Genomic DNA, 17136 nt, shown 5'->3' with positions numbered 1-17136 from the left:
GGACCTAGTTGGGGCTGGAGCCCGAGCCGCCGAAGGGGCTGCTGGGGCCGCCGTCGATCGGCATCTGGCTGGGCGGACGGTTGACCGTCGCGGGCTCGGGCAGGCTGGGCGCACGGCCGTCGCGCTGGGCGCGTTCGGTCTCACGGGCGGGCGGTGCCTCCAGGTCGGCCATACGACCACAGGCAGCAGCCCCGGCGGCGAACAGCGCCACAGTGCCCAACAGAACGACCTTCTTCATCGTGAACTCTTTCATGCGAGACGTGACTTCCACTCGGCGATGCGCGCGCGAACCTGTTCCGGCGCGGTGCCGCCGAAGCTCTGGCGGCTGGCGCAGGAGGCTTGGGGGCTGAGAACCTCATACACGGCTTCGGTGACGCCGGGATGCAGGTTTTTCAGTTCGTCCAGCGGCAGATCAGCCAGCCCCAGGCCGAGGGTCTCCGCCCGTTTCACTGCCGCACCCGTGACATGGTGTGCCTGGCGGAAGGGCAGGTTCAGTTCGCGCACGAGCCAATCGGCCAGGTCGGTGGCGGTCGAGAAGCCTGCGCCCGCGGCCGAAGCCATCTTTTCCGTGTTCGGTTGCAGGGCCGAGACCATGGCCGTCATGGCACCCAGCGCCAGGGTCAGGGCGTCGAAGGCCTCGAACACCGGCGGCTTGTCCTCCTGCATGTCCTTGGAATAGGCCAGCGGCAGGCCCTTCATCACGGTCGAAAGGGCGACCAGCGAACCCAGGATGCGGCCCGTCTTGGCGCGGACCAATTCGGCGGCGTCCGGATTGCGCTTCTGGGGCATGATCGAAGAGCCGGTGGTCAGGTCGTCGGGCAAGCTGGCAAAGCCGAACATCGGCGTCATCCAGACCACGATCTCCTCGGCCAGACGCGAAAGATGTCCGGCGGTAATGGTGGCGGCGGCCAGGCTTTCCAGAGCGAAGTCACGGTCGGACACGGCGTCCAGACTGTTGGCCATGGGCCGATCGAAGCCCAGGGCCTGAGCCGTCATGTGGCGGTCGATGGGGAAGGGCGAACCCGCCAGGGCAGCGGCTCCCAGCGGGTTTTCGTTCATGCGGGTGCGGGCGTCGGCGAACCGCCCTGCGTCCCGTCCGAACATCTCGACATAGGCCATCAGATGGTGGCCCAGGGTCACCGGCTGGGCGGTCTGGAGGTGGGTGAAACCGGGCATCAGGTCACCCGCATGCTGATCGGCGCGGACCAGCAGGGCCTTCTGCAAGCCTTGTAGCTGTTTGACCGCCCGGTCGCAGGCGTCGCGCACCCAAAGGCGAAAATCGGTGGCGACCTGGTCGTTACGGCTGCGGGCCGTGTGCAGCCGGCCCGACGGCTCGCCGATCAGTTCGGACAGGCGCGCCTCCACATTCATGTGGATGTCTTCGTATTGATCGCGGAACGGGAAGGTGCCGTCCGTGATCTCGGCTTCGATGGTGTCCAGTCCGCCCAGTATGGCCTGGCCATCCGCCTCGGTGATGATCGACTGCGCCATCAGCATGCGGCAGTGGGCGCGCGATCCGGCCAGATCCTGGGCCCACAGACGCTGGTCAACCCCTATGGAGACGTTGATCGCCTGCATGATGTCAGCGGGGCGCGACGAAAAGCGTCCCCCCCACATGTCTTGACCGGCGCTCGCGGACTTGGTCTGGGTCGCACGCCCCGCGTCGGGGGCAGGCGTCGATGGTTCGGTCATGAACGGCTCGAGGAAGGCAGTGGCAGTGGGAGCCGCGATCGTGCTGCTGGGCCTGATCGCGGGGGGTGTCACCCTATACGCCCATCAGGCGGGCAAAAGCGACCTGTCCCGCTATGCCACCGGTCAGCTGGCCGCGCTGGTCGTGCCCGATGCGCCGTCGGCTGCGCCCGACCATGCCTTCAAGACGCGCGATGGCGAGGATGCGAACCTGAATGATTTTCGAGGCAAGGTGGTCGTGGTCAATGTCTGGGCCATGTGGTGCGCCCCGTGCCGGACAGAGATGCCGACACTGGCGACCCTGGCGCAGGCCTATGAGGGTACCGACCTGCTGGTCCTGCCGGTCAACGTCGATGCGACGCCCGATCAGATTGCTGCGGGCGCGGCCTTCATCGACGACCACGCCCCCCTGCCATTCTACAGCGACCCAAGTTTCCAACTGCCGTTTGAACTGCCCGGCAAGGGGGCCATGCCCCAGACGGTCCTGATCGACCGTCAGGGGCGGGTCCGGGCCAGCTATTCCGGTGGTGCTGACTGGGCCGGCCCCGAGGCTCGCGCCTTGGTCGAGGCGCTTCTGGCGGAGCCGGGCTGAGCCATTAGTTGGCCGGTACGCGCTCATCCGTAGAAGGATTGACTGCGCCGGCACGACCTTCTGCTGCCGCTTCGGCCTGGTTCTCTTCCAGCTCATTGGCGACATTGCTGGCACCTTCCTCGACGGCCTGGGCAGCTTTCATGGCACCGGACTCAATGACTTCGCCAGCCTGCGCCGCGACATCACCGGCCGTGTCGGCCGCCGCTTCTGCCTCGACTTCGGCCCTGTCCTGTTCGGACTCTGTACAAGCAGCCATGCCCAGCGACAGGGCGGCGATGGCGGCGGCGGCGGCGGGAATACGAATACGCATGGATGTCCTCCAGGATTGAACCTTGGCCGTTAACGCGACAGGTCTGGAGGGGTTGCGGCGGCGATGGTAGCTGGAGGCGGACTTGAACCGCCGACCTGTGGGTTATGAATCCACCGCTCTAACCAGCTGAGCTATCCAGCCCCAATCGACGATCCTGTCGTTCAGGTTCCGACGGGAACTGGTCTGTCCGCCGGAAGAGGCGTGCCTATATAGGCGGGCGCGGGCGGTTTCAAGGTGCCGTGGTGTTGCCGTGACCAGAGGCGATCGGTCGCATCGTACGATCATCCTCTCGCGGAACGGCGAAGGTGCCGCTACCGTTGTTTGACAAATCCCGATCCCCGTCCTGACTGCCGGAGTACTTCCATGCGCCTGATCGCCCTCGCAGCCACTGTTTCTTCCCTGACGCTGGCCGCCGCTTGTGGCGCCAATGGCCAGGATGCGCCCTCTGCCACCGGCGGCCCTCTTGAAACCCGCCCGGCCAATGCGCCGAACCAGACCCCGGCCTTCCCCGAGCAGACCCGCGCCCCGGCCGTGCGCACCGAGGCCGCCCTGGCCCACACCGTCGTCGCCTCGGGGCTGGAGCACCCCTGGGGCCTGGCCATGCTGCCGGACGGGCGCTGGCTGGTGACGGAGAAGCCGGGCCGTCTGCGCATCATCACCGCTGAGGGTGTGGTCGGCGAGCCTATTACTGGCCTGCCCGCCGTGGATGCGCGCGGTCAGGGTGGCCTTCTGGACGTCGTGATCGGCCCGACGTTCGGTCAGGATCGCATGATCTACTGGAGCTATTCCGAGGCCCGCACCGGCGGCAATGCGACCTCGGTTGCGCGCGGCCGCCTGTCGGATGATGGGTCAAGCGTGGAGAACGCCCAGGTCATCTTCCGCGCCCTGCCGGTCTATGACGGCGACAAGCATTTCGGCTCTTCGCTGGCCTTCGCGCCCGATGGCCATCTGTTCATCACCCTGGGTGAGCGGTCCGATGCACCGATGCGGCCCCAGGCCCAGGACCTCGGCTCGCACATGGGCAAGACCATCCGCATCAATGCCGACGGGACCGTGCCGCAGGACAATCCCTATGTCGGACAGGACGGAGCCTTGCCGGAGATCTGGAGCCTGGGTCACCGCAACGTCCAGGGCATCGCCATCGCCGCCAACGGTGACGTCTGGACCGTCGAACACGGCACGCGCGGCGGCGACGAGATCAATCTGGATCAGGCCGGCAAAAACTACGGCTGGCCTGATGCGGCCTACGGCGTTGAATACCGCGGGGGTCCGATCAATGCCGGGAACACGGCCAAGGACGGCACCGAACAGCCCGTCTACTACTGGGATCCGGTCATCGCGCCGGGCGGCATGACCCTGTACCAAGGGGCCATGTTCCCAGGCTGGAACGGCAATCTTCTGGTCGCCGGCCTGAAGGACAAGCAGATCGCCCGGCTGGTGCTGGAGAATAACCGCGTCGTCGGCGAAGAGCGCCTGCTGACCGACCTGGGCGAGCGGGTCCGCGACGTTGCAGTCGGCTCCGACGGTGCCGTTTGGGCCATTACCGACGAGCAGAACGGCAAGCTGGTCCGGCTCGCGACCGCGAACTAGATACGTTCAGAGCGGCGGCTCTGCGGTGCGTCCATTGTAGCATTCGCAGGCTGTCCGCTCGAGCATGGCCCGGTCGATGATAGTGATTTTGCCCCGGGAATAGGTGATGGCCCCGGTCTTTTGCAGGGCCTGTGCCGCCTCGTTCACCGTGGTGCGCTGCGATCCCAGCATGGCCGCCAGATATTCTTGGGTCAGGTTCAGTGTGTCGCCGTCGATCCGGTCGTGACAGCGCAGCAGCCATTTGGCGAACCGCTGCTCTGCCCGGTGCAGCGCGTTGCAGGCCGCCGACTGCTCCAGTTCGGACTGAAGCGTCGAGGCGTAGGACAGGATAGCGGACTGGATCGCCGGACGTGCCTGGCACAACTGTCGCAGCCGACCGACCTCGATCTTCCAGGCCTCTCCATCGGCCTGTGCTGCGTGGCGGGAATAGGTGCGAACCGGAGCCGCACTCGCGGCCGGGTGAGTGATCCCTTCGCGCCCGACCATGAAGACCTCGACCGTCCGGCCGTCCGCCATGGCGGCGACAGCAGAGACGATTCCGCGCCGGATCAGATAGACGTGCGTGACCGGCTCACCGGCCTCGACAAAGACGTAACCGACCTGAAAGGGAAAGAGGGTGGCCGCCCCGGTCAGGGCCTCGCGGTCTTCGGGGGAAAGGGCGGCGAGCAGGGCATTCGACGGCAAGGCTTGATGCATGTTCGCCCGATAGGGGATGGCTGACGGTTCGTCCGCCGGAAACCGACTTAGGCGAAACGACGTGTCAGGATGGTTCTCAGGCCGTGAGGGCCTGGTCGTGGACGAACGTATTCGGACGCTTCGTGCCGCCCGCACGTTCGACACGCAGGACAAGGCGATCGCCTTCGTACAGCTCCACGCCTTGGCAACTGGCATGTTCATCCAGTCGCTTCATCGCGGAGCGGCTGGCCGCGCCGTCATCTTCGTATTCGGCCAGATCCAGCGCCGGGACATTGCCGCGCGGGTCGAAGAAATGGAATTGGTAGATGCGCATGGGAGCCCCCTCGCTTGAGGGGCATCTCTAGCGCTGCCTGCCGGTATCGTCTGTCGGATTGGCCACTTTGCGGCCAGACGGTGTTCCCGCTTCAGTCCCGCAACAGTTCGTTGACGCCGGTCTTGGCGCGAGTCTGGGCATCAACGCGCTTGACGATGACAGCGCAATACAAGGATGGACCCCCGTTCGGATCGGGCATCGCGCCAGGCACCACCACGCTGTAGGCCGGGACCTCGCCGCGGAAGACTTCGCCGGTCGCCCTGTCCACAATCTTGGTCGAGGCCGACAGATAGACGCCCATGGCAAGGACCGCGCCCTCGCGCACGATGACGCCCTCGGCCACCTCGGCGCGCGCGCCAATGAAGCAGCCGTCCTCGATGATGGTCGGATTGGCCTGCAGGGGCTCCAGCACGCCGCCAATGCCCGCACCGCCCGACAGATGGACGTTCTTTCCGATCTGGGCGCAGGACCCGACGGTGGCCCAGGCATCCACCATGGAGCCCTCGTCCACATAGGCCCCGATGTTCACGAAGCTGGGCATCAGCACGACGTTGCGGCCGATGAAAGCCCCCTGACGGGCCACGGCCCCTGGCACGGCGCGGAAGCCTGCACCCTCGAACTGGGCCTCGGTCCAGTTGGCCCATTTGACCGGCACCTTGTCCCAGTAGGGGCCGGGTGTCGGATCGATCTGGCCCATGGTCGCTCCGACGTGCGCACCCATGCGGACGTTGGGATTCAGCCGGAAGGACAGAAGCACCGCCTTCTTCAGCCACTGATGTGTCGTCCAGACGCCGTCTTCGCCCCGCGAGGCGACGCGCGCCTGGCCTGAATCCAGTAGGGCCAAGGCCTGTTCGACCGCCTTGCGGACATCCCCATGCGTGGCGGTGGAAATGTCGGCCCGGTCTTCCCAGGCCTGTTCGATGACGGTTTCCAGATCGGCGTGGGCGGTCATGCGGCGTCCTTGAAGCTCAGGTCGGATAGAAAATCATGCAGGTCGGGGGCTTTATAGTCGATGTGGTCGCCCAGTGGCTTGCCGTGGCCGTCCCCGATCAGGATCGTCGCCATGCCCAGAATCTTGGCCGGTTCCAGATTGCGCGGCGTGTCCTCGAAGAAGGCCGCCCGGTGCGGATCGATACCGAACCGGTCCAGCATTTTGCGAAACGTCGAGGGCGCGGGCTTGGGCGTCAACTCCGCGTCCTCGATGGCGAAGACCCCCTCGAAACAGTCGGCTATGCCCAGATGGGCCAGCACCCGATGCGCATACTCTCGCGCGCCGTTGGTGAAGACATAGCACCGCCCCGGCAGGGCCTTCAGTTGATCCGCCAGACGCGGATCGGGCTCCAGCCCATCCAAAGGCACGTCGTGAACCTCATGCAGGAAGCGGTCGGCGTCGATGGTGTAGCTGGCCATCAAGCCAGCCAGGGTGGTGCCGTGCTCGTCCAGAAACTGGCGTTGCAGCACGGCCGCCTCATCCGGTGCCATGCCCACGGCCTCGACCACAAAGGCATTGATGCGGGCCTGAACGAGCGACATCAGTCCCTGTTCGCGCGGATAAAGGGTGTCGTCCATGTCGAACACCCAGTGGCGGACATGATCCAGTCCAGCGCCGACGGGACGGCTCATCCGGCTTTCACCAGGGTGCCGGCACCGTGCTCGGTGAACAGCTCGACCAGCATGGCGTGCGGCCGGCGACCATCCAGGATGACCACGGCCTCGACCCCGGCGCGCACGGCGGCCATGGCCGTTTGCAGCTTGGGGATCATGCCGCCCGTCGCGACGCCGTCTTCGATCAGCTTCGACGCCTCGCCTACCGTCATCTGGCGGATGATCTCGCCGTCCGCGCCGCGCACGCCGGGCACATCGGTCAGCAGCAGCATGCGTTTGGCATTCAACGATCCGGCCAGGGCCCCGGCTACCGTGTCGGCATTCACATTGTAGGTCTGACCGTCCTCGGCCACACCGATCGGGGCGATGACGGGCACCCAGTCCTCTGTCTCCGATGCGATCAGGCCTGCGATCAGCTTGGGGTCCACCTTCGTAGGCTCGCCAACATAGCCCAGATCGACCTCGTGCTCGATCATGCTGTCGGGGTCGCGCTGGGTGCGTTTGGTCTTCTCGACCGTCAGCAGCCCGGCGTCCTTGCCCGACAGGCCGACGCCGCGCACGTCTGCCTCCTTGCCGGCCATGGTGATCCAGTGGGCGATCTCCTTGTTGACCGCGCCGGACAGGACCATCTCGGCCACCTCCATCGTAGCGGGATCGGTGACGCGCAGGCCGTCGACGAAGCTGGACTTCACGCCCGCCTTGTCCAGCATGGCGCTGATTTGAGGCCCGCCGCCGTGGACGACGACGGGATTGACGCCCATCAGCTTCAGCAGAACCACATCGGCCGCAAACTGTTTGGCCACGGTGCTCTCGCCCATGGCGTGGCCGCCGTATTTGATGACCACGATCTTGCGATCATAGACCTGGATGTAGGGCAGGGCCTCGGCCAGGGTCTTGGCGGTGTCCCAGCCGCGGTCTTCGGATTGGCGCATCGTCTCGTCCATCTGTCGGGTCACTAAGGCCAAGCCGGGGCCATGTCATTATCAAACGGTAGGTGTCATCGGGCGTTGGTTGCGTGAATTGGTGATGCAACTATGATGTAGCGTGGGCGCCACGTCGCATCGCAATACCGTAGGGACGGCTCGACCTTGACATTGCGGCCTGTTATGAGCGGTCCTGTGGCGGTCCGTCGATTGTCCACGACTTCATTTTGGGCTGCGGAGGGCACTTCCCCATGCGCGTTAAGACTTTTATCCTGGCGACAAGCGCCGCGGGCGCACTCGCCCTTTCGGCCGGAACGGCCTCGGCAGAGCCGAACGGCTGGTACGGTGCGATCGACGCCGGTTATCACACGATTTCGGACGATCTGGAGCTGGTTTCGCAGACCAACGGTCCGGTCCTGAACTTTGAAACCGACGACAACTGGGCCGGTTTCGCCCGCCTGGGCTACCGTTTCACGCCCAACTGGCGCGTTGAACTGGAAGGCGGCTACCGCGCCGAGAACGAGTTCGGCACCGTGATCAACCCCAGCGCAGGTCTGCCGACCGGCATCTGCAACATCTCGCCCGTCGCCGGTGCTTGCGAAAACCCCGAGGGCAGCTTCAAGACCGCCACGGCCCTGGTCAATGTGATCTATGACTTCGGCAACGAAGACTGGGCCTTCCGTCCCTTCGTCGGCCTGGGTGCCGGTGTCGCCAACGTCACGACCGAGTTCGTCGGCACCCTGGGCGGCAACCGCACCGTCGCCGTCGGCGCTGACGACAGCTCCACCGAACTGGCTGCTCAGGCCCTGGCCGGCTTCGCCGTCCGCATGAGCGACCGCGCCAACCTGGACGTGACCTACCGCTACCTGATGACGGACGTCGAGTTCGACACCTTCACGTCTGCGGCCGCTTCGGACATCGGTAACTTCGCCGGTGACTTCGACAACAGCCACACCCTGACCCTGGGCCTGCGCTACGCCTTCGGTGCCGACGAGCCGGCCTATGTGCCGCCGCCCGCCCCGGCTCCTCTGCCGCCCGCACCGCAGCCGCCGCGCCCGGTCACGCCGCCGCCGGCTCCGGTCGTCCCGGCTGACCGCGAGTTCGTGGTCTACTTCGACTGGGATCGCTCGGACCTGACGGCTGAAGCTCAATCGGTCGTGACCCAAGCCGCCAACTACGCCAAGTCTGGTCGTCCGACGCGCGTCCTGATCGTCGGTCACGCCGACACCTCGGGTTCGGCCGCCTACAACGTCGGCCTGTCCAACCGCCGCGCCCGCACCGTGGGTGACGCTCTGGTCGCCCAGGGCATCAACGGCGGCGTGATCTCGCTGGACGGCAAGGGCGAAACCGCCCTGGCCCGTGCAACGGCTGACGGCGTGCGTGAGCCGCTGAACCGTCGCGCCACCGTCGGCATCAACTTCCGTTAAGCCAAACGGACCGGGGCCTGTCGCAAGACAGACCCCGGCTCCCGGCTAGACCGGCAGTCGATACGAAACTACCCGCCGCCCGCCTTCGGAAACGAAGGCGGGCGGTGTCGTTTGGCGCGGGTGGTCAAAAGCCACCGGCCTCGCTATTCCCGGCAGTTAGTCAAAGAGGGATTTCCCATGCGCGTCGCCATGATCGGCACAGGCTATGTCGGCCTGGTCTCCGGGGCCTGTTTCGCCGATTTCGGCCATGAGGTGACCTGCGTCGACAAGGACGTCTCCAAGATCGAGCGGCTGAAGGCAGGCGAGATCCCCATCTACGAGCCGGGCCTGGACGATCTGGTCGCCTCCAATGTGCGGGGTGGCCGCCTGTCGTTTGCCCTCGATGGAGCCGACGCCATTCGCGCTGCAGACGCCGTTTTCATCGCGGTCGGCACGCCGTCGCGCCGGGGGGACGGCCACGCCGACCTGTCCTATGTCTATGCCGCCGCCGAGGAAATCGCGGGCCTGATCGAGGGTTTCACGGTCGTGGTAACCAAGTCGACGGTCCCCGTCGGTACGGGTGACGAGATCGAACGGATCATCCGCGAACGCCGACCCGATGCGGACTTCGCCGTCGTGTCCAATCCCGAGTTCCTGCGGGAAGGCGCGGCGATCGAGGACTTCAAGCGGCCTGACCGGGTCGTGGTCGGCACCGAGGACGAGCGGGCCCAAGGCGTGATGCGCGAGCTGTACCGCCCGCTGAACCTGAATGAGACGCCGATCCTGTTCACGGGGCGGCGGACGTCGGAACTCACGAAATATGCGGCCAACGCCTTCCTGGCCATGAAGATCACCTTCATCAACGAGATGGCCGATCTGTGCGAGGCGGTGGGGGCGGATGTGCAGCAGGTTGCGCGAGGCATCGGGCTGGACAAGCGGATCGGCTCGAAATTCCTGCACGCGGGCCCGGGCTATGGCGGGTCGTGCTTTCCCAAGGACACCCTGGCCCTGGTGCGGACGGCGACGGATGCGGGCACGCCCGTACGGCTGATCGAGACGACCGTCAGCATCAACGACGATCGCAAAAAGGCGATGGCGGAGCGGGTCAGCAAGGCGCTGGACGGTGACCTGAGGGGGAAGACGGTCGCCCTGCTGGGCCTGACGTTCAAGCCGAACACGGACGACATGCGCGATGCCCCATCTCTGGATGTGGCCCCGGCCCTGATGGCGGCCGGCGCAACGGTTCAGGCCTTCGACCCCGAGGGCATGCACGAGGCCTCAAAGATGCTGGACGGGGTGGTGTTCAGAGACGGCCCCTATGACGCGGTCGAAGGGGCCGACGCCGTGGTCATCCTGACCGAATGGGATCAGTTCCGCGCGCTGGACCTTGACCGGGTCAAGCTGCTGCTGAAGCAGCCGGTCATGGTCGATCTGAGGAACGTTTATCGCCCTGACGACATGCGGGCTCGCGGCTTCCGCTATTCGTCCATCGGGCGGGCATAGAAAAGGCGGCCCCTGCAAAGGAGCCGCCTTCATCTTTTCGGCTGGTGCCGGATCAGCCGCGGAACGGGCGGATCAGGATTTCAACCCGGCGGTTCTGGGCCTTGCCGGATTCCGTGGCGTTGGAAGCAACCGGCTCGCTCTCGCCGCGACCGTCGACATAGAAGCGGTCGGCCAGCACTCCGCGATCGACCAGATAGCGAGCAACCGACGAAGCGCGCTGACGCGAGAGGTTCAGGTTGTAGTCGTCGGCTCCGTCGGAATCGGCATGGCCGACGATGTCGATGGTCGACTGGTCATAGCGCTGCAAGACACCCGCTACGTCATCCAGGGTCGCGTAGAAGCTGGAGTTCACGGCCGACTGGTTGGAAGCAAAGGTCACGTCTGACGGCATGCGCAGGACAAGGTTGTCGCCCTGGCGCGCCACTCCGACGCCGGAACCGGATAGTTCGGCCTCCAGCGCGCGTTGCTGGCGATCCATGTACTGGCCGACGGCCGCGCCGCCCAAGGCACCGATACCGGCCCCGATCAGGGCGTTCTTGCGGCCCTCTTCGGAGTTCGAGGTATTGGTCAGATAACCCAGCAGAGCCCCGCCCAAGGCACCGGCGATGGCTCCGGTGCCAGTGTTGTTGCGCGTCGGGGTGGAGCTGTAGGGATCGGTGGTGGTGCAGGCGGCGGTGGCCATGAGAGCCGACATGGCGACGGCAGAAATGAGAAGTTTGGCGCGCATAGAGATTGTCCTTTCAAGGAGACGATTGGCGCTGGAACGCGATCCGTACAGTGAAGGTTCCAGCCTGTACCGCCCATGAACGCGCCATGTGGGCGTTTGGTCACGCCGCCCCGACTTTGCCAATCGAAGGGTTCAGGGCGTAAGGACATCGCAGCCCTGATCCAGAAGGTTTCCGCCGTGACGACACCGACCGACCAAAGTTCCGCCTCCACCCCTGAAGCACGCGGTATCGAGCCGGTTTCGATGACCCTGTACGATACTGACTTTCAGGCGTTCTCAGACAAGCTGGGCGGATCGTTCAAACGCTATGGCTTTGCGGTGATCGCGGACCACGGTCTGGACGAGGCTGTGATCGAGGCGGCCATCGACGATGCCAAGGCCTTCTTCGCCCTGCCCGAAGAGATCAAGCGTCAGTACCATCAGTCGGGAACCGGCGGTGCACGCGGTCTGACCCCGTTCGGCGTCGAGGCGGCCAAGGGGGCGGCAGCGGTCGATCTGAAGGAATTCTGGCACGTCGGGCGCGAACTGCCTGAGGGCCATCCCTATCGTCAGTATATGCGTGACAACGTCTGGCCGACCGAGGTCGAGGGTTTCCGCGAGCATCTGTACGGGATGTTCACGGCCATGGATCAACTGGGGGCCAGGATCCTGAAGGCCATCGCCCGCTATATGGACCTGGGCGACGACTTCTTTGCCGACAAGGTCCAGTTGGGCAACTCCATCCTGCGCATGCTGCACTATCCGCCGGTCCCGGCCGGGGCGTCGGGCGTGCGGGCCGGGGCGCATGAGGACATCAATGTCATCACCCTGTTGCTTGGAGCCGAGGAGGCAGGTCTGCAGCTGAAGGATGCCGACGGCCAGTGGCTGGATATCGCGCCGCCGCCGGGCGCGTTGGTCGTCAACATCGGTGACATGCTGCAAAGGCTGACCAACCACGTCCTGCCGTCGACCAGCCACCGGGTGATCAACCCCGCGCCGGAGCGGGCCAGCTATGCCCGCTATTCGACGCCCTTTTTCCTGCACTTCAACCCGGACTTCGTGATCGAGAGCCTGCCCTCGACCGTGACGCCTGGCAATCCGGACCGCTACGCCGGCAAAGCCATCATGGCCGAGGATTTCCTGATGGAACGGCTGAAGGAAATCCGGCTGATCTGACAGCGCAAGCCGGGACGAGGGCATCGTCCCGGCCTGCTGGTCATCAGCGGGAGATGCGCAGTTGGCTGATACTGCGCCCGATCGCACCGAAGGCATCCTGCAGTGAACTTCCGTTCTGCGGCAGGTAGACGTGGCTGGGGTCCGTTGCGCACTGCTGCATGACTTCCCTTGCGGTGTCGACGCCTGCGCCGCCGGTGCCGGTGCCGATATCGAAGCCCACGGTGTAGATGATGATGTTGCGGCTCTTCATCGCGGTGCACATCGTTACGGCCTGGGCGAAGGGATTGCCGTTGGTCGCTGCACAGTTGATGTGCTGGGTCGTCGAGCCGCTCCCCGAGACCGCCCCCGACACGACACCGTTGCAATAGGGCGTATTGAACTCGCCATCGGTCATGAGGATCACAACCTTCAACAGCTTGCCATCGGTCGAATAGGGGTCGGGGCGGTTGGCCGATGGGAAGATGGAGCCGAAGGTCGGCGAAACCATGTACCAGCCCCAGCCTACGCCAATCTGGCCGGCCGTAGAGCCGGCGGCGGCATAGCCGTCAATCTGGCTTTTCAAGGTGTTGCGGTTGTCCGTCAGCGGCTGGATGGTCGAAGCTAGGCAGGGATTGTCCGTCGAGGCATAAGCCCTGCCTACAAGGGCGGAGGCGGCAGAAACATCCGTATAGGCCTGCGCTCCGACGCGTTCGCTGACACACGACCGCTCGGTGTTGGGATCGACGATCGGGCGAATGCGCCAGTGGTTGTTGGACTGGTTCTGGAACAGGAAGAAGTCGCAGCCCTGTTCCAGACACTGCACCGTGCCGCCCGAACTGTAGTTTGAGACGTTGGCCCCGAGCCGACCGTTCAGCGAAAAGCTGTTGGGCGAAAGCCGGGTCACGGTCGTGAACAGATTGGTCTGGGCCGTCGTGCTGGTCCGGCCGTCGTCCAGATTGTTGTTGATCTGGGTCATGCCGTTGACGCCGCGAATGCTGACGTCGTCACCGGACTCCAGACCATGAGCGTTCGACGTCACCACGACCTCGCAGGTCGATATCTGGCATTTGCGGAACGAGCCGCTATTGGCGTTGTAGGTCTTGGTGCCGGTGGTGTTGACCGGCGTCCACGTGCCGGAATTTTCCAGAGTGAAGGTGTCCGTAGTCACCGAGGCCACCCGGTAGGCCTTGTTATTGAGCAGGGTTGTCAGGTTGGTGCCGGACGTACTGGACTGTGTTACGCCGCTGACCCAGACGAAGTCGCCGTTGGACAGGCCGTGGCCGTTGGAGGTGATGACGCCGGGGCTGGCCTTGCTGACGTTCCCGATGGTCTTGGCGGACCAGCCGCTGCTCATCCACGAGGCTCCGCTGATGGACGTTGGGCCCACCGGAGTTCCTCGAACGAGATCGATATAGTCTGATCCCGGGTTCACGCCCATTGAATAGGGCACCAGGGCCATGCGTGTGCGATTGATCGATTGCTGGTCCTGAACCACCAGATCGACCAGATCCTTGGCGGCGGTTTTCAGATCTCTCAGGCGGTTGCCCCCCATGGAGCCGGTGACATCAAGCACCAGAGACACCTCGATGTCCTTGGTCGCGCGGTTGACCTCGGAATGGACGCCGACAGGCAGTTCGTCGTCCAGAAACTTGCCATAGGGCGGCAGGACGATGTTGGCGACCAGGGTCTGGACGTTGACGCGTGCGTCGGCGACCACGACCTCTTCATTGACCAGAACGAAGGTGGTCTCGCTCTCGATCAGGCTGACCGTAGGATAGGCCGCCAAGTTCGCCTTCAACGCATCCATGCCTACGCGCTGAATATCGGCGGCGGCCGTATAGGGCGATCGCGCGGCAGCCAGGGTGGCGGCGTCCAATGCATCCTGCAGACCGACCTTGGCGGTGGAGACGCGGTTAATGTCGATGCCGCCGACCACGACCATAACGAGGGCTGGCAAGGCCAGGCCAAAGAGCATGGCAACATTGCCCCGCGCATCGTTCGCAGCATCGCGCAGGAGAGCGGCAATGGCGTGGCCCGCCCGCAGGATCTGGCGTTGGATCGGCATGGTCGTCTCTTCGTCAATCGCAGGCGCGGCTGGCCCATGAATCGCCGAAAGGTCGCCCAAACGGGTTAAGAATGGTGCCTACGGCATAGGTTAACGAACGGCGGTCATCGACCGCTCAGTCGAGGACGCAACTGGCCAGACCGTCGTTGCGGACCGTTCCCATGGCGGCCTGGATGCGCGAGGCGCGGCGGCGGACATAGGGGCCGGGGGCCGCCGCCTGATACCGGCGCGGGGAGGGCAGGATGGCCGCCAGGCGAGCGGCCTCGCGGTTGGTCAGGGCGTCGGCATCCTTGTCGAACCAGTGCCGGGCCGCAGCCTGGGCTCCATAGACGCCCGGAGCCCATTCCGCGACGTTCAGATAGACCTCCATGATGCGCCGCTTGCCCCACAGGGTCTCGATCATCAGCGTATAGCCCGCCTCCAGCCCCTTCCGGACCCAGTCGCGGCCGGGCCAGAGGAAAACGTTCTTGGCGGTCTGCTGGCTGATGGTCGAGCCGCCACGGAAGCGGTCGCGGCCGCGGGCTTCGTTGCGGGCATTGTCCCGCAGGGCCTTCTCGATGGCTTCGATGTCGAAGCCGTAGTGACCGCAGAAGCCGGCGTCCTCCGAGGCAATAACGGCCTGGACCAGACCGGGCGAGATGTTGTCCAGCGAGCGCCAGCGGTAGTCGAGGCCCGAGCCCGAGACCGCGCGCGAACTCATCAGGAAGGTCATGGGGGGCGGGACGACGCGCAGCAGGGCCACGCTGAGGACGCCGAGCAGAGCCAGCAGACCGAGAGCGGTCAGGACCGGTCGTCGCCTGCGAGGGATATCGGATGCCGCCATAAGGGGAGGGTGGCGCGGGAAGGCGTGGCGAGCAAGCCCGCTCGGATGGACGGTCCGGGCTAGAGCGCGACAACCCCGGCATTGCCGTCCTCATCGGCCCAGGCGATGCGGCCTGCGTCGCGGCTCATGGCCAGGGCCACGACAGGGCTGCCCTTTTCGGTCTTGAGGAAGTTCAGCCCCTGGCCGGCGGGATCGGCCAGCCAGACGCGGCCATCGTTAAGACCGGCGGCAAGAAGCCCATGCTGCGGGCGCGAGGCGACCTGGGTGACCAGGCTGCCCTCATCATAGCCGATCTCGGTGGCTTCGCGCCCCATCGGACCATTGGCCCCGATGAAGGGCCAAAGGACGGCCCCCTGGGCACCCGATGTGGCCATCAGGCTGCCTTTGGACAGGAAGCTGAGCGAGCGGACCTTGGAGGGATAGCCGCCCATGCGCAGGTCCTTGGCATCCTTCAGCCGCCACCCGTGCAACTGGCTGTCCTGCATGGCCGTGATGACGAAAGCTCCGTCCGGGGAGAAGGTCACCGAGGTGTGCGACCCGGCCCACTTCAGGACCGTCGGCTTCTGGTCCGCAATCCGAGCGTACCACAGACAGGTCCCGCCATAGGTGGAGGTGGCGATGCGTCGGCCCTTCGGATCGAAGGCCACGCCCGACACCGTGCGCTCATGCACGAAGTCGCGACGGAAGCCGGCATCCTTCGCGTCGATGACGGTCAGGGTCTTGCCCGCCGAGAAGGCGATCAGGCCGGTGTCGGGCGCGCAATCGATGGCATCGACCCACTGGCCGTTTGCCGCATTGGCCAGCAACCCCGCCTCGCCCCGCCGATGCCAGACGATTCGTCCGTCGTCGCCGCCGGTGACGATGCCGTCGCCGGAGGGATGGACCGCAGCGCACAGGATGGCCCCGTCATGGGCGGCGTTGAACTCTCCGCTGTCGAAGCGGACCGAGCCATCGCCCAGGGCGAAGACCGCGCCGGTGGCGTCAAACAGGGCGGCGGTAACCTGGGCATCGAAGGTGGTTTTCATGGACGCGATCTAGAGGACGTGCGGGGCCGCTGGCTAGCCCCGCAAACTACCAGGCGATCTCGCGACCGCTGTAGTCGATGAAGCGGTGGGCGTGGATGCCTTGGCTGGCACCCAGCTGGTCGGCGATGCCGGTCACGCTGGTATCCACGTCGATGTCGGCCCCGGCACCGCCCATGTCGGTCTTCACCCAGCCGGGGTGGATTGACAGGACCGTGACGGCTGCCTCTCTGGCTGAGCCGAGCCAGAGGGAACGGGCAAGGCTGTTCTGGGCGGTCTTGGAGGCGCGGTAGACCTCCATGGAACCACTCTCGTTCTCGGCGATCGAGCCCATGATGCTGGACATGAAGGCGAGGATGCCGGTTTGCGGCCGGACGTGACCGAGCAGGGCATGGGCCAGACGGACGGGGCCAAAGACATTGGCCTGCATGATCTCATTCAACTCATTAGCCGAAGCGGTGACCACGCTCTTGGGTCCAGAGATGCCGGCATTGATGAAGACGACGTCGAGGTCGGCGGGCAGATTCTTGGCCAGCCGGGCGATGTCGTCGTCGGAGGTCACGTCCAGATGATGCAGGGTCAGACGCTCGGCACCGGGCAGGGCCTTCAGATCCGCCTCGTCCGCCGCCTTGCGGACTGTGGCGATGACATCGAAGCCGCGCTTCAGATGTTCAGCGACGAGGCCGAGGCCCAGGCCGCGCGAGGCGCCGACGATCAGTATGGTTTTCATGTCTGTAC

18 protein-coding genes and 1 tRNA gene are annotated in these 17136 nt (G+C 65.3%); 5 read left to right on the top strand and 14 right to left on the bottom strand.

Annotated elements, in window-relative coordinates; translation table 11 throughout:
- Positions 1-4 precede the first annotated feature (4 nt).
- Positions 5-238: a hypothetical protein gene (locus tag WC585_RS03780; protein WP_373256223.1), complete on the bottom strand. Its 234-nt coding sequence runs from the start codon at positions 236-238 to the stop codon at positions 5-7.
- An 11-nt stretch (positions 239-249) separates the two neighbouring features.
- Entirely contained in the window at positions 250-1617 is a 1368-nt protein-coding gene (gene argH / locus WC585_RS03775) for an argininosuccinate lyase (protein WP_373256786.1), read from the bottom strand.
- Positions 1618-1717: 100 nt separating this feature from the next.
- Here argH and WC585_RS03770 point away from each other — a divergent pair, with 100 nt between their 5' ends.
- Positions 1718-2281, top strand: coding sequence for a TlpA family protein disulfide reductase (locus WC585_RS03770; RefSeq protein ID WP_373256222.1), 564 nt, complete (start codon positions 1718-1720; stop codon positions 2279-2281).
- Positions 2282-2285: 4 nt separating this feature from the next.
- Here WC585_RS03770 and WC585_RS03765 read toward each other — a convergent pair whose 3' ends face one another.
- Positions 2286-2591: a hypothetical protein gene (locus WC585_RS03765; RefSeq protein WP_373256221.1), complete on the bottom strand. Its 306-nt coding sequence runs from the start codon at positions 2589-2591 to the stop codon at positions 2286-2288.
- A 64-nt stretch (positions 2592-2655) separates the two neighbouring features.
- Positions 2656-2732: transfer RNA gene (locus tag WC585_RS03760), tRNA-Met, on the bottom strand.
- 222 nt (positions 2733-2954) lie between these two features.
- Here WC585_RS03760 and WC585_RS03755 point away from each other — a divergent pair.
- Complete coding sequence (locus tag WC585_RS03755) at positions 2955-4181, top strand: PQQ-dependent sugar dehydrogenase (RefSeq protein ID WP_373256220.1); 1227 nt, start codon at positions 2955-2957, stop codon at positions 4179-4181.
- Positions 4182-4187: 6 nt separating this feature from the next.
- On the opposite strand, the gene WC585_RS03750 is transcribed toward WC585_RS03755, so the two are convergent.
- The 5 genes from WC585_RS03750 to argB all read right to left on the bottom strand — a co-directional run bounded on the left by WC585_RS03750 (position 4188) and on the right by argB (position 7727).
- On the bottom strand, positions 4188-4877 hold the full coding sequence (locus WC585_RS03750) for a Crp/Fnr family transcriptional regulator (protein WP_373256219.1): 690 nt from the start codon (positions 4875-4877) through the stop codon (positions 4188-4190).
- Positions 4878-4953: 76 nt separating this feature from the next.
- Positions 4954-5190, bottom strand: coding sequence for a hypothetical protein (locus WC585_RS03745; RefSeq protein ID WP_373256218.1), 237 nt, complete (start codon positions 5188-5190; stop codon positions 4954-4956).
- A gap of 91 nt (positions 5191-5281) precedes the next feature.
- A complete protein-coding gene (gene dapD / locus WC585_RS03740; protein WP_373256217.1) occupies positions 5282-6142 on the bottom strand; it encodes a 2,3,4,5-tetrahydropyridine-2,6-dicarboxylate N-succinyltransferase in 861 nt (286 codons plus the stop codon).
- Positions 6139-6813: a pyrimidine 5'-nucleotidase gene (locus WC585_RS03735; protein WP_373256216.1), complete on the bottom strand. Its 675-nt coding sequence runs from the start codon at positions 6811-6813 to the stop codon at positions 6139-6141. Before WC585_RS03735 ends, dapD begins: the two co-directional genes overlap by 4 nt.
- Positions 6810-7727, bottom strand: coding sequence for an acetylglutamate kinase (gene argB, locus WC585_RS03730; RefSeq protein WP_373256215.1), 918 nt, complete (start codon positions 7725-7727; stop codon positions 6810-6812). Before argB ends, WC585_RS03735 begins: the two co-directional genes overlap by 4 nt.
- Positions 7728-7969: 242 nt before the next feature.
- Between argB and WC585_RS03725 the strand changes: the two genes are divergently transcribed.
- Positions 7970-9145, top strand: coding sequence for an OmpA family protein (locus WC585_RS03725; RefSeq protein ID WP_373256214.1), 1176 nt, complete (start codon positions 7970-7972; stop codon positions 9143-9145).
- Between the two features lie 177 nt (positions 9146-9322).
- On the top strand, positions 9323-10627 hold the full coding sequence (locus tag WC585_RS03720; protein WP_373256213.1) for a UDP-glucose/GDP-mannose dehydrogenase family protein: 1305 nt from the start codon (positions 9323-9325) through the stop codon (positions 10625-10627).
- Positions 10628-10679: 52 nt separating this feature from the next.
- Here the strand turns inward: WC585_RS03720 and WC585_RS03715 are convergent, their stop codons facing one another.
- Positions 10680-11354, bottom strand: a complete 675-nt coding sequence (locus WC585_RS03715) for an OmpA family protein (RefSeq protein ID WP_373256212.1) — start codon at positions 11352-11354, stop codon at positions 10680-10682.
- Positions 11355-11597: 243 nt separating this feature from the next.
- On the opposite strand from WC585_RS03715, the gene WC585_RS03710 reads away from it, so the two are divergent.
- On the top strand, positions 11598-12509 hold the full coding sequence (locus WC585_RS03710; RefSeq protein WP_373256785.1) for an isopenicillin N synthase family dioxygenase: 912 nt from the start codon (positions 11598-11600) through the stop codon (positions 12507-12509).
- A 43-nt stretch (positions 12510-12552) separates the two neighbouring features.
- On the opposite strand, the gene WC585_RS03705 is transcribed toward WC585_RS03710, so the two are convergent.
- From WC585_RS03705 to WC585_RS03690, 4 genes are all read right to left on the bottom strand, one after another.
- A complete protein-coding gene (locus tag WC585_RS03705; RefSeq protein ID WP_373256211.1) occupies positions 12553-14553 on the bottom strand; it encodes a ubiquitin-activating E1 FCCH domain-containing protein in 2001 nt (666 codons plus the stop codon).
- Positions 14554-14668: 115 nt separating this feature from the next.
- On the bottom strand, positions 14669-15376 hold the full coding sequence (gene mtgA / locus WC585_RS03700) for a monofunctional biosynthetic peptidoglycan transglycosylase (protein WP_373256210.1): 708 nt from the start codon (positions 15374-15376) through the stop codon (positions 14669-14671).
- Between the two features lie 59 nt (positions 15377-15435).
- On the bottom strand, positions 15436-16401 hold the full coding sequence (locus WC585_RS03695) for a WD40 repeat domain-containing protein (RefSeq protein ID WP_373256209.1): 966 nt from the start codon (positions 16399-16401) through the stop codon (positions 15436-15438).
- Positions 16402-16447: 46 nt separating this feature from the next.
- Positions 16448-17128, bottom strand: coding sequence for an SDR family NAD(P)-dependent oxidoreductase (locus WC585_RS03690; protein ID WP_373256208.1), 681 nt, complete (start codon positions 17126-17128; stop codon positions 16448-16450).
- Positions 17129-17136 lie beyond the last annotated feature (8 nt).

The organism is Brevundimonas sp., from assembly GCF_041648055.1.
Classification (GTDB): Bacteria; Pseudomonadota; Alphaproteobacteria; order Caulobacterales; family Caulobacteraceae; genus Brevundimonas.
The sequence above is the reverse complement of the archived record's forward strand: the minus strand, read 5'-3'. Positions and strand labels throughout refer to the sequence as shown.

Coding starts and splice junctions, on each gene's coding strand:
- WC585_RS03780 (WP_373256223.1), bottom strand. CDS start 238: ATGAAGAAGGTCGTTCTGTTGGGCACTGTGGCGCTGTTCGCCGCCGGG.
- argH (WP_373256786.1), bottom strand. CDS start 1,617: ATGTGGGGGGGACGCTTTTCGTCGCGCCCCGCTGACATCATGCAGGCG.
- WC585_RS03765 (WP_373256221.1), bottom strand. CDS start 2,591: ATGCGTATTCGTATTCCCGCCGCCGCCGCCGCCATCGCCGCCCTGTCG.
- WC585_RS03755 (WP_373256220.1), top strand. CDS start 2,955: ATGCGCCTGATCGCCCTCGCAGCCACTGTTTCTTCCCTGACGCTGGCC.
- WC585_RS03750 (WP_373256219.1), bottom strand. CDS start 4,877: ATGCATCAAGCCTTGCCGTCGAATGCCCTGCTCGCCGCCCTTTCCCCC.
- WC585_RS03745 (WP_373256218.1), bottom strand. CDS start 5,190: ATGCGCATCTACCAATTCCATTTCTTCGACCCGCGCGGCAATGTCCCG.
- dapD (WP_373256217.1), bottom strand. CDS start 6,142: ATGACCGCCCACGCCGATCTGGAAACCGTCATCGAACAGGCCTGGGAA.
- WC585_RS03735 (WP_373256216.1), bottom strand. CDS start 6,813: ATGAGCCGTCCCGTCGGCGCTGGACTGGATCATGTCCGCCACTGGGTG.
- argB (WP_373256215.1), bottom strand. CDS start 7,727: ATGCGCCAATCCGAAGACCGCGGCTGGGACACCGCCAAGACCCTGGCC.
- WC585_RS03725 (WP_373256214.1), top strand. CDS start 7,970: ATGCGCGTTAAGACTTTTATCCTGGCGACAAGCGCCGCGGGCGCACTC.
- WC585_RS03720 (WP_373256213.1), top strand. CDS start 9,323: ATGCGCGTCGCCATGATCGGCACAGGCTATGTCGGCCTGGTCTCCGGG.
- WC585_RS03715 (WP_373256212.1), bottom strand. CDS start 11,354: ATGCGCGCCAAACTTCTCATTTCTGCCGTCGCCATGTCGGCTCTCATG.
- WC585_RS03710 (WP_373256785.1), top strand. CDS start 11,598: ATGACCCTGTACGATACTGACTTTCAGGCGTTCTCAGACAAGCTGGGC.
- WC585_RS03705 (WP_373256211.1), bottom strand. CDS start 14,553: ATGCCGATCCAACGCCAGATCCTGCGGGCGGGCCACGCCATTGCCGCT.
- mtgA (WP_373256210.1), bottom strand. CDS start 15,376: ATGGCGGCATCCGATATCCCTCGCAGGCGACGACCGGTCCTGACCGCT.
- WC585_RS03695 (WP_373256209.1), bottom strand. CDS start 16,401: ATGAAAACCACCTTCGATGCCCAGGTTACCGCCGCCCTGTTTGACGCC.
- WC585_RS03690 (WP_373256208.1), bottom strand. CDS start 17,128: ATGAAAACCATACTGATCGTCGGCGCCTCGCGCGGCCTGGGCCTCGGC.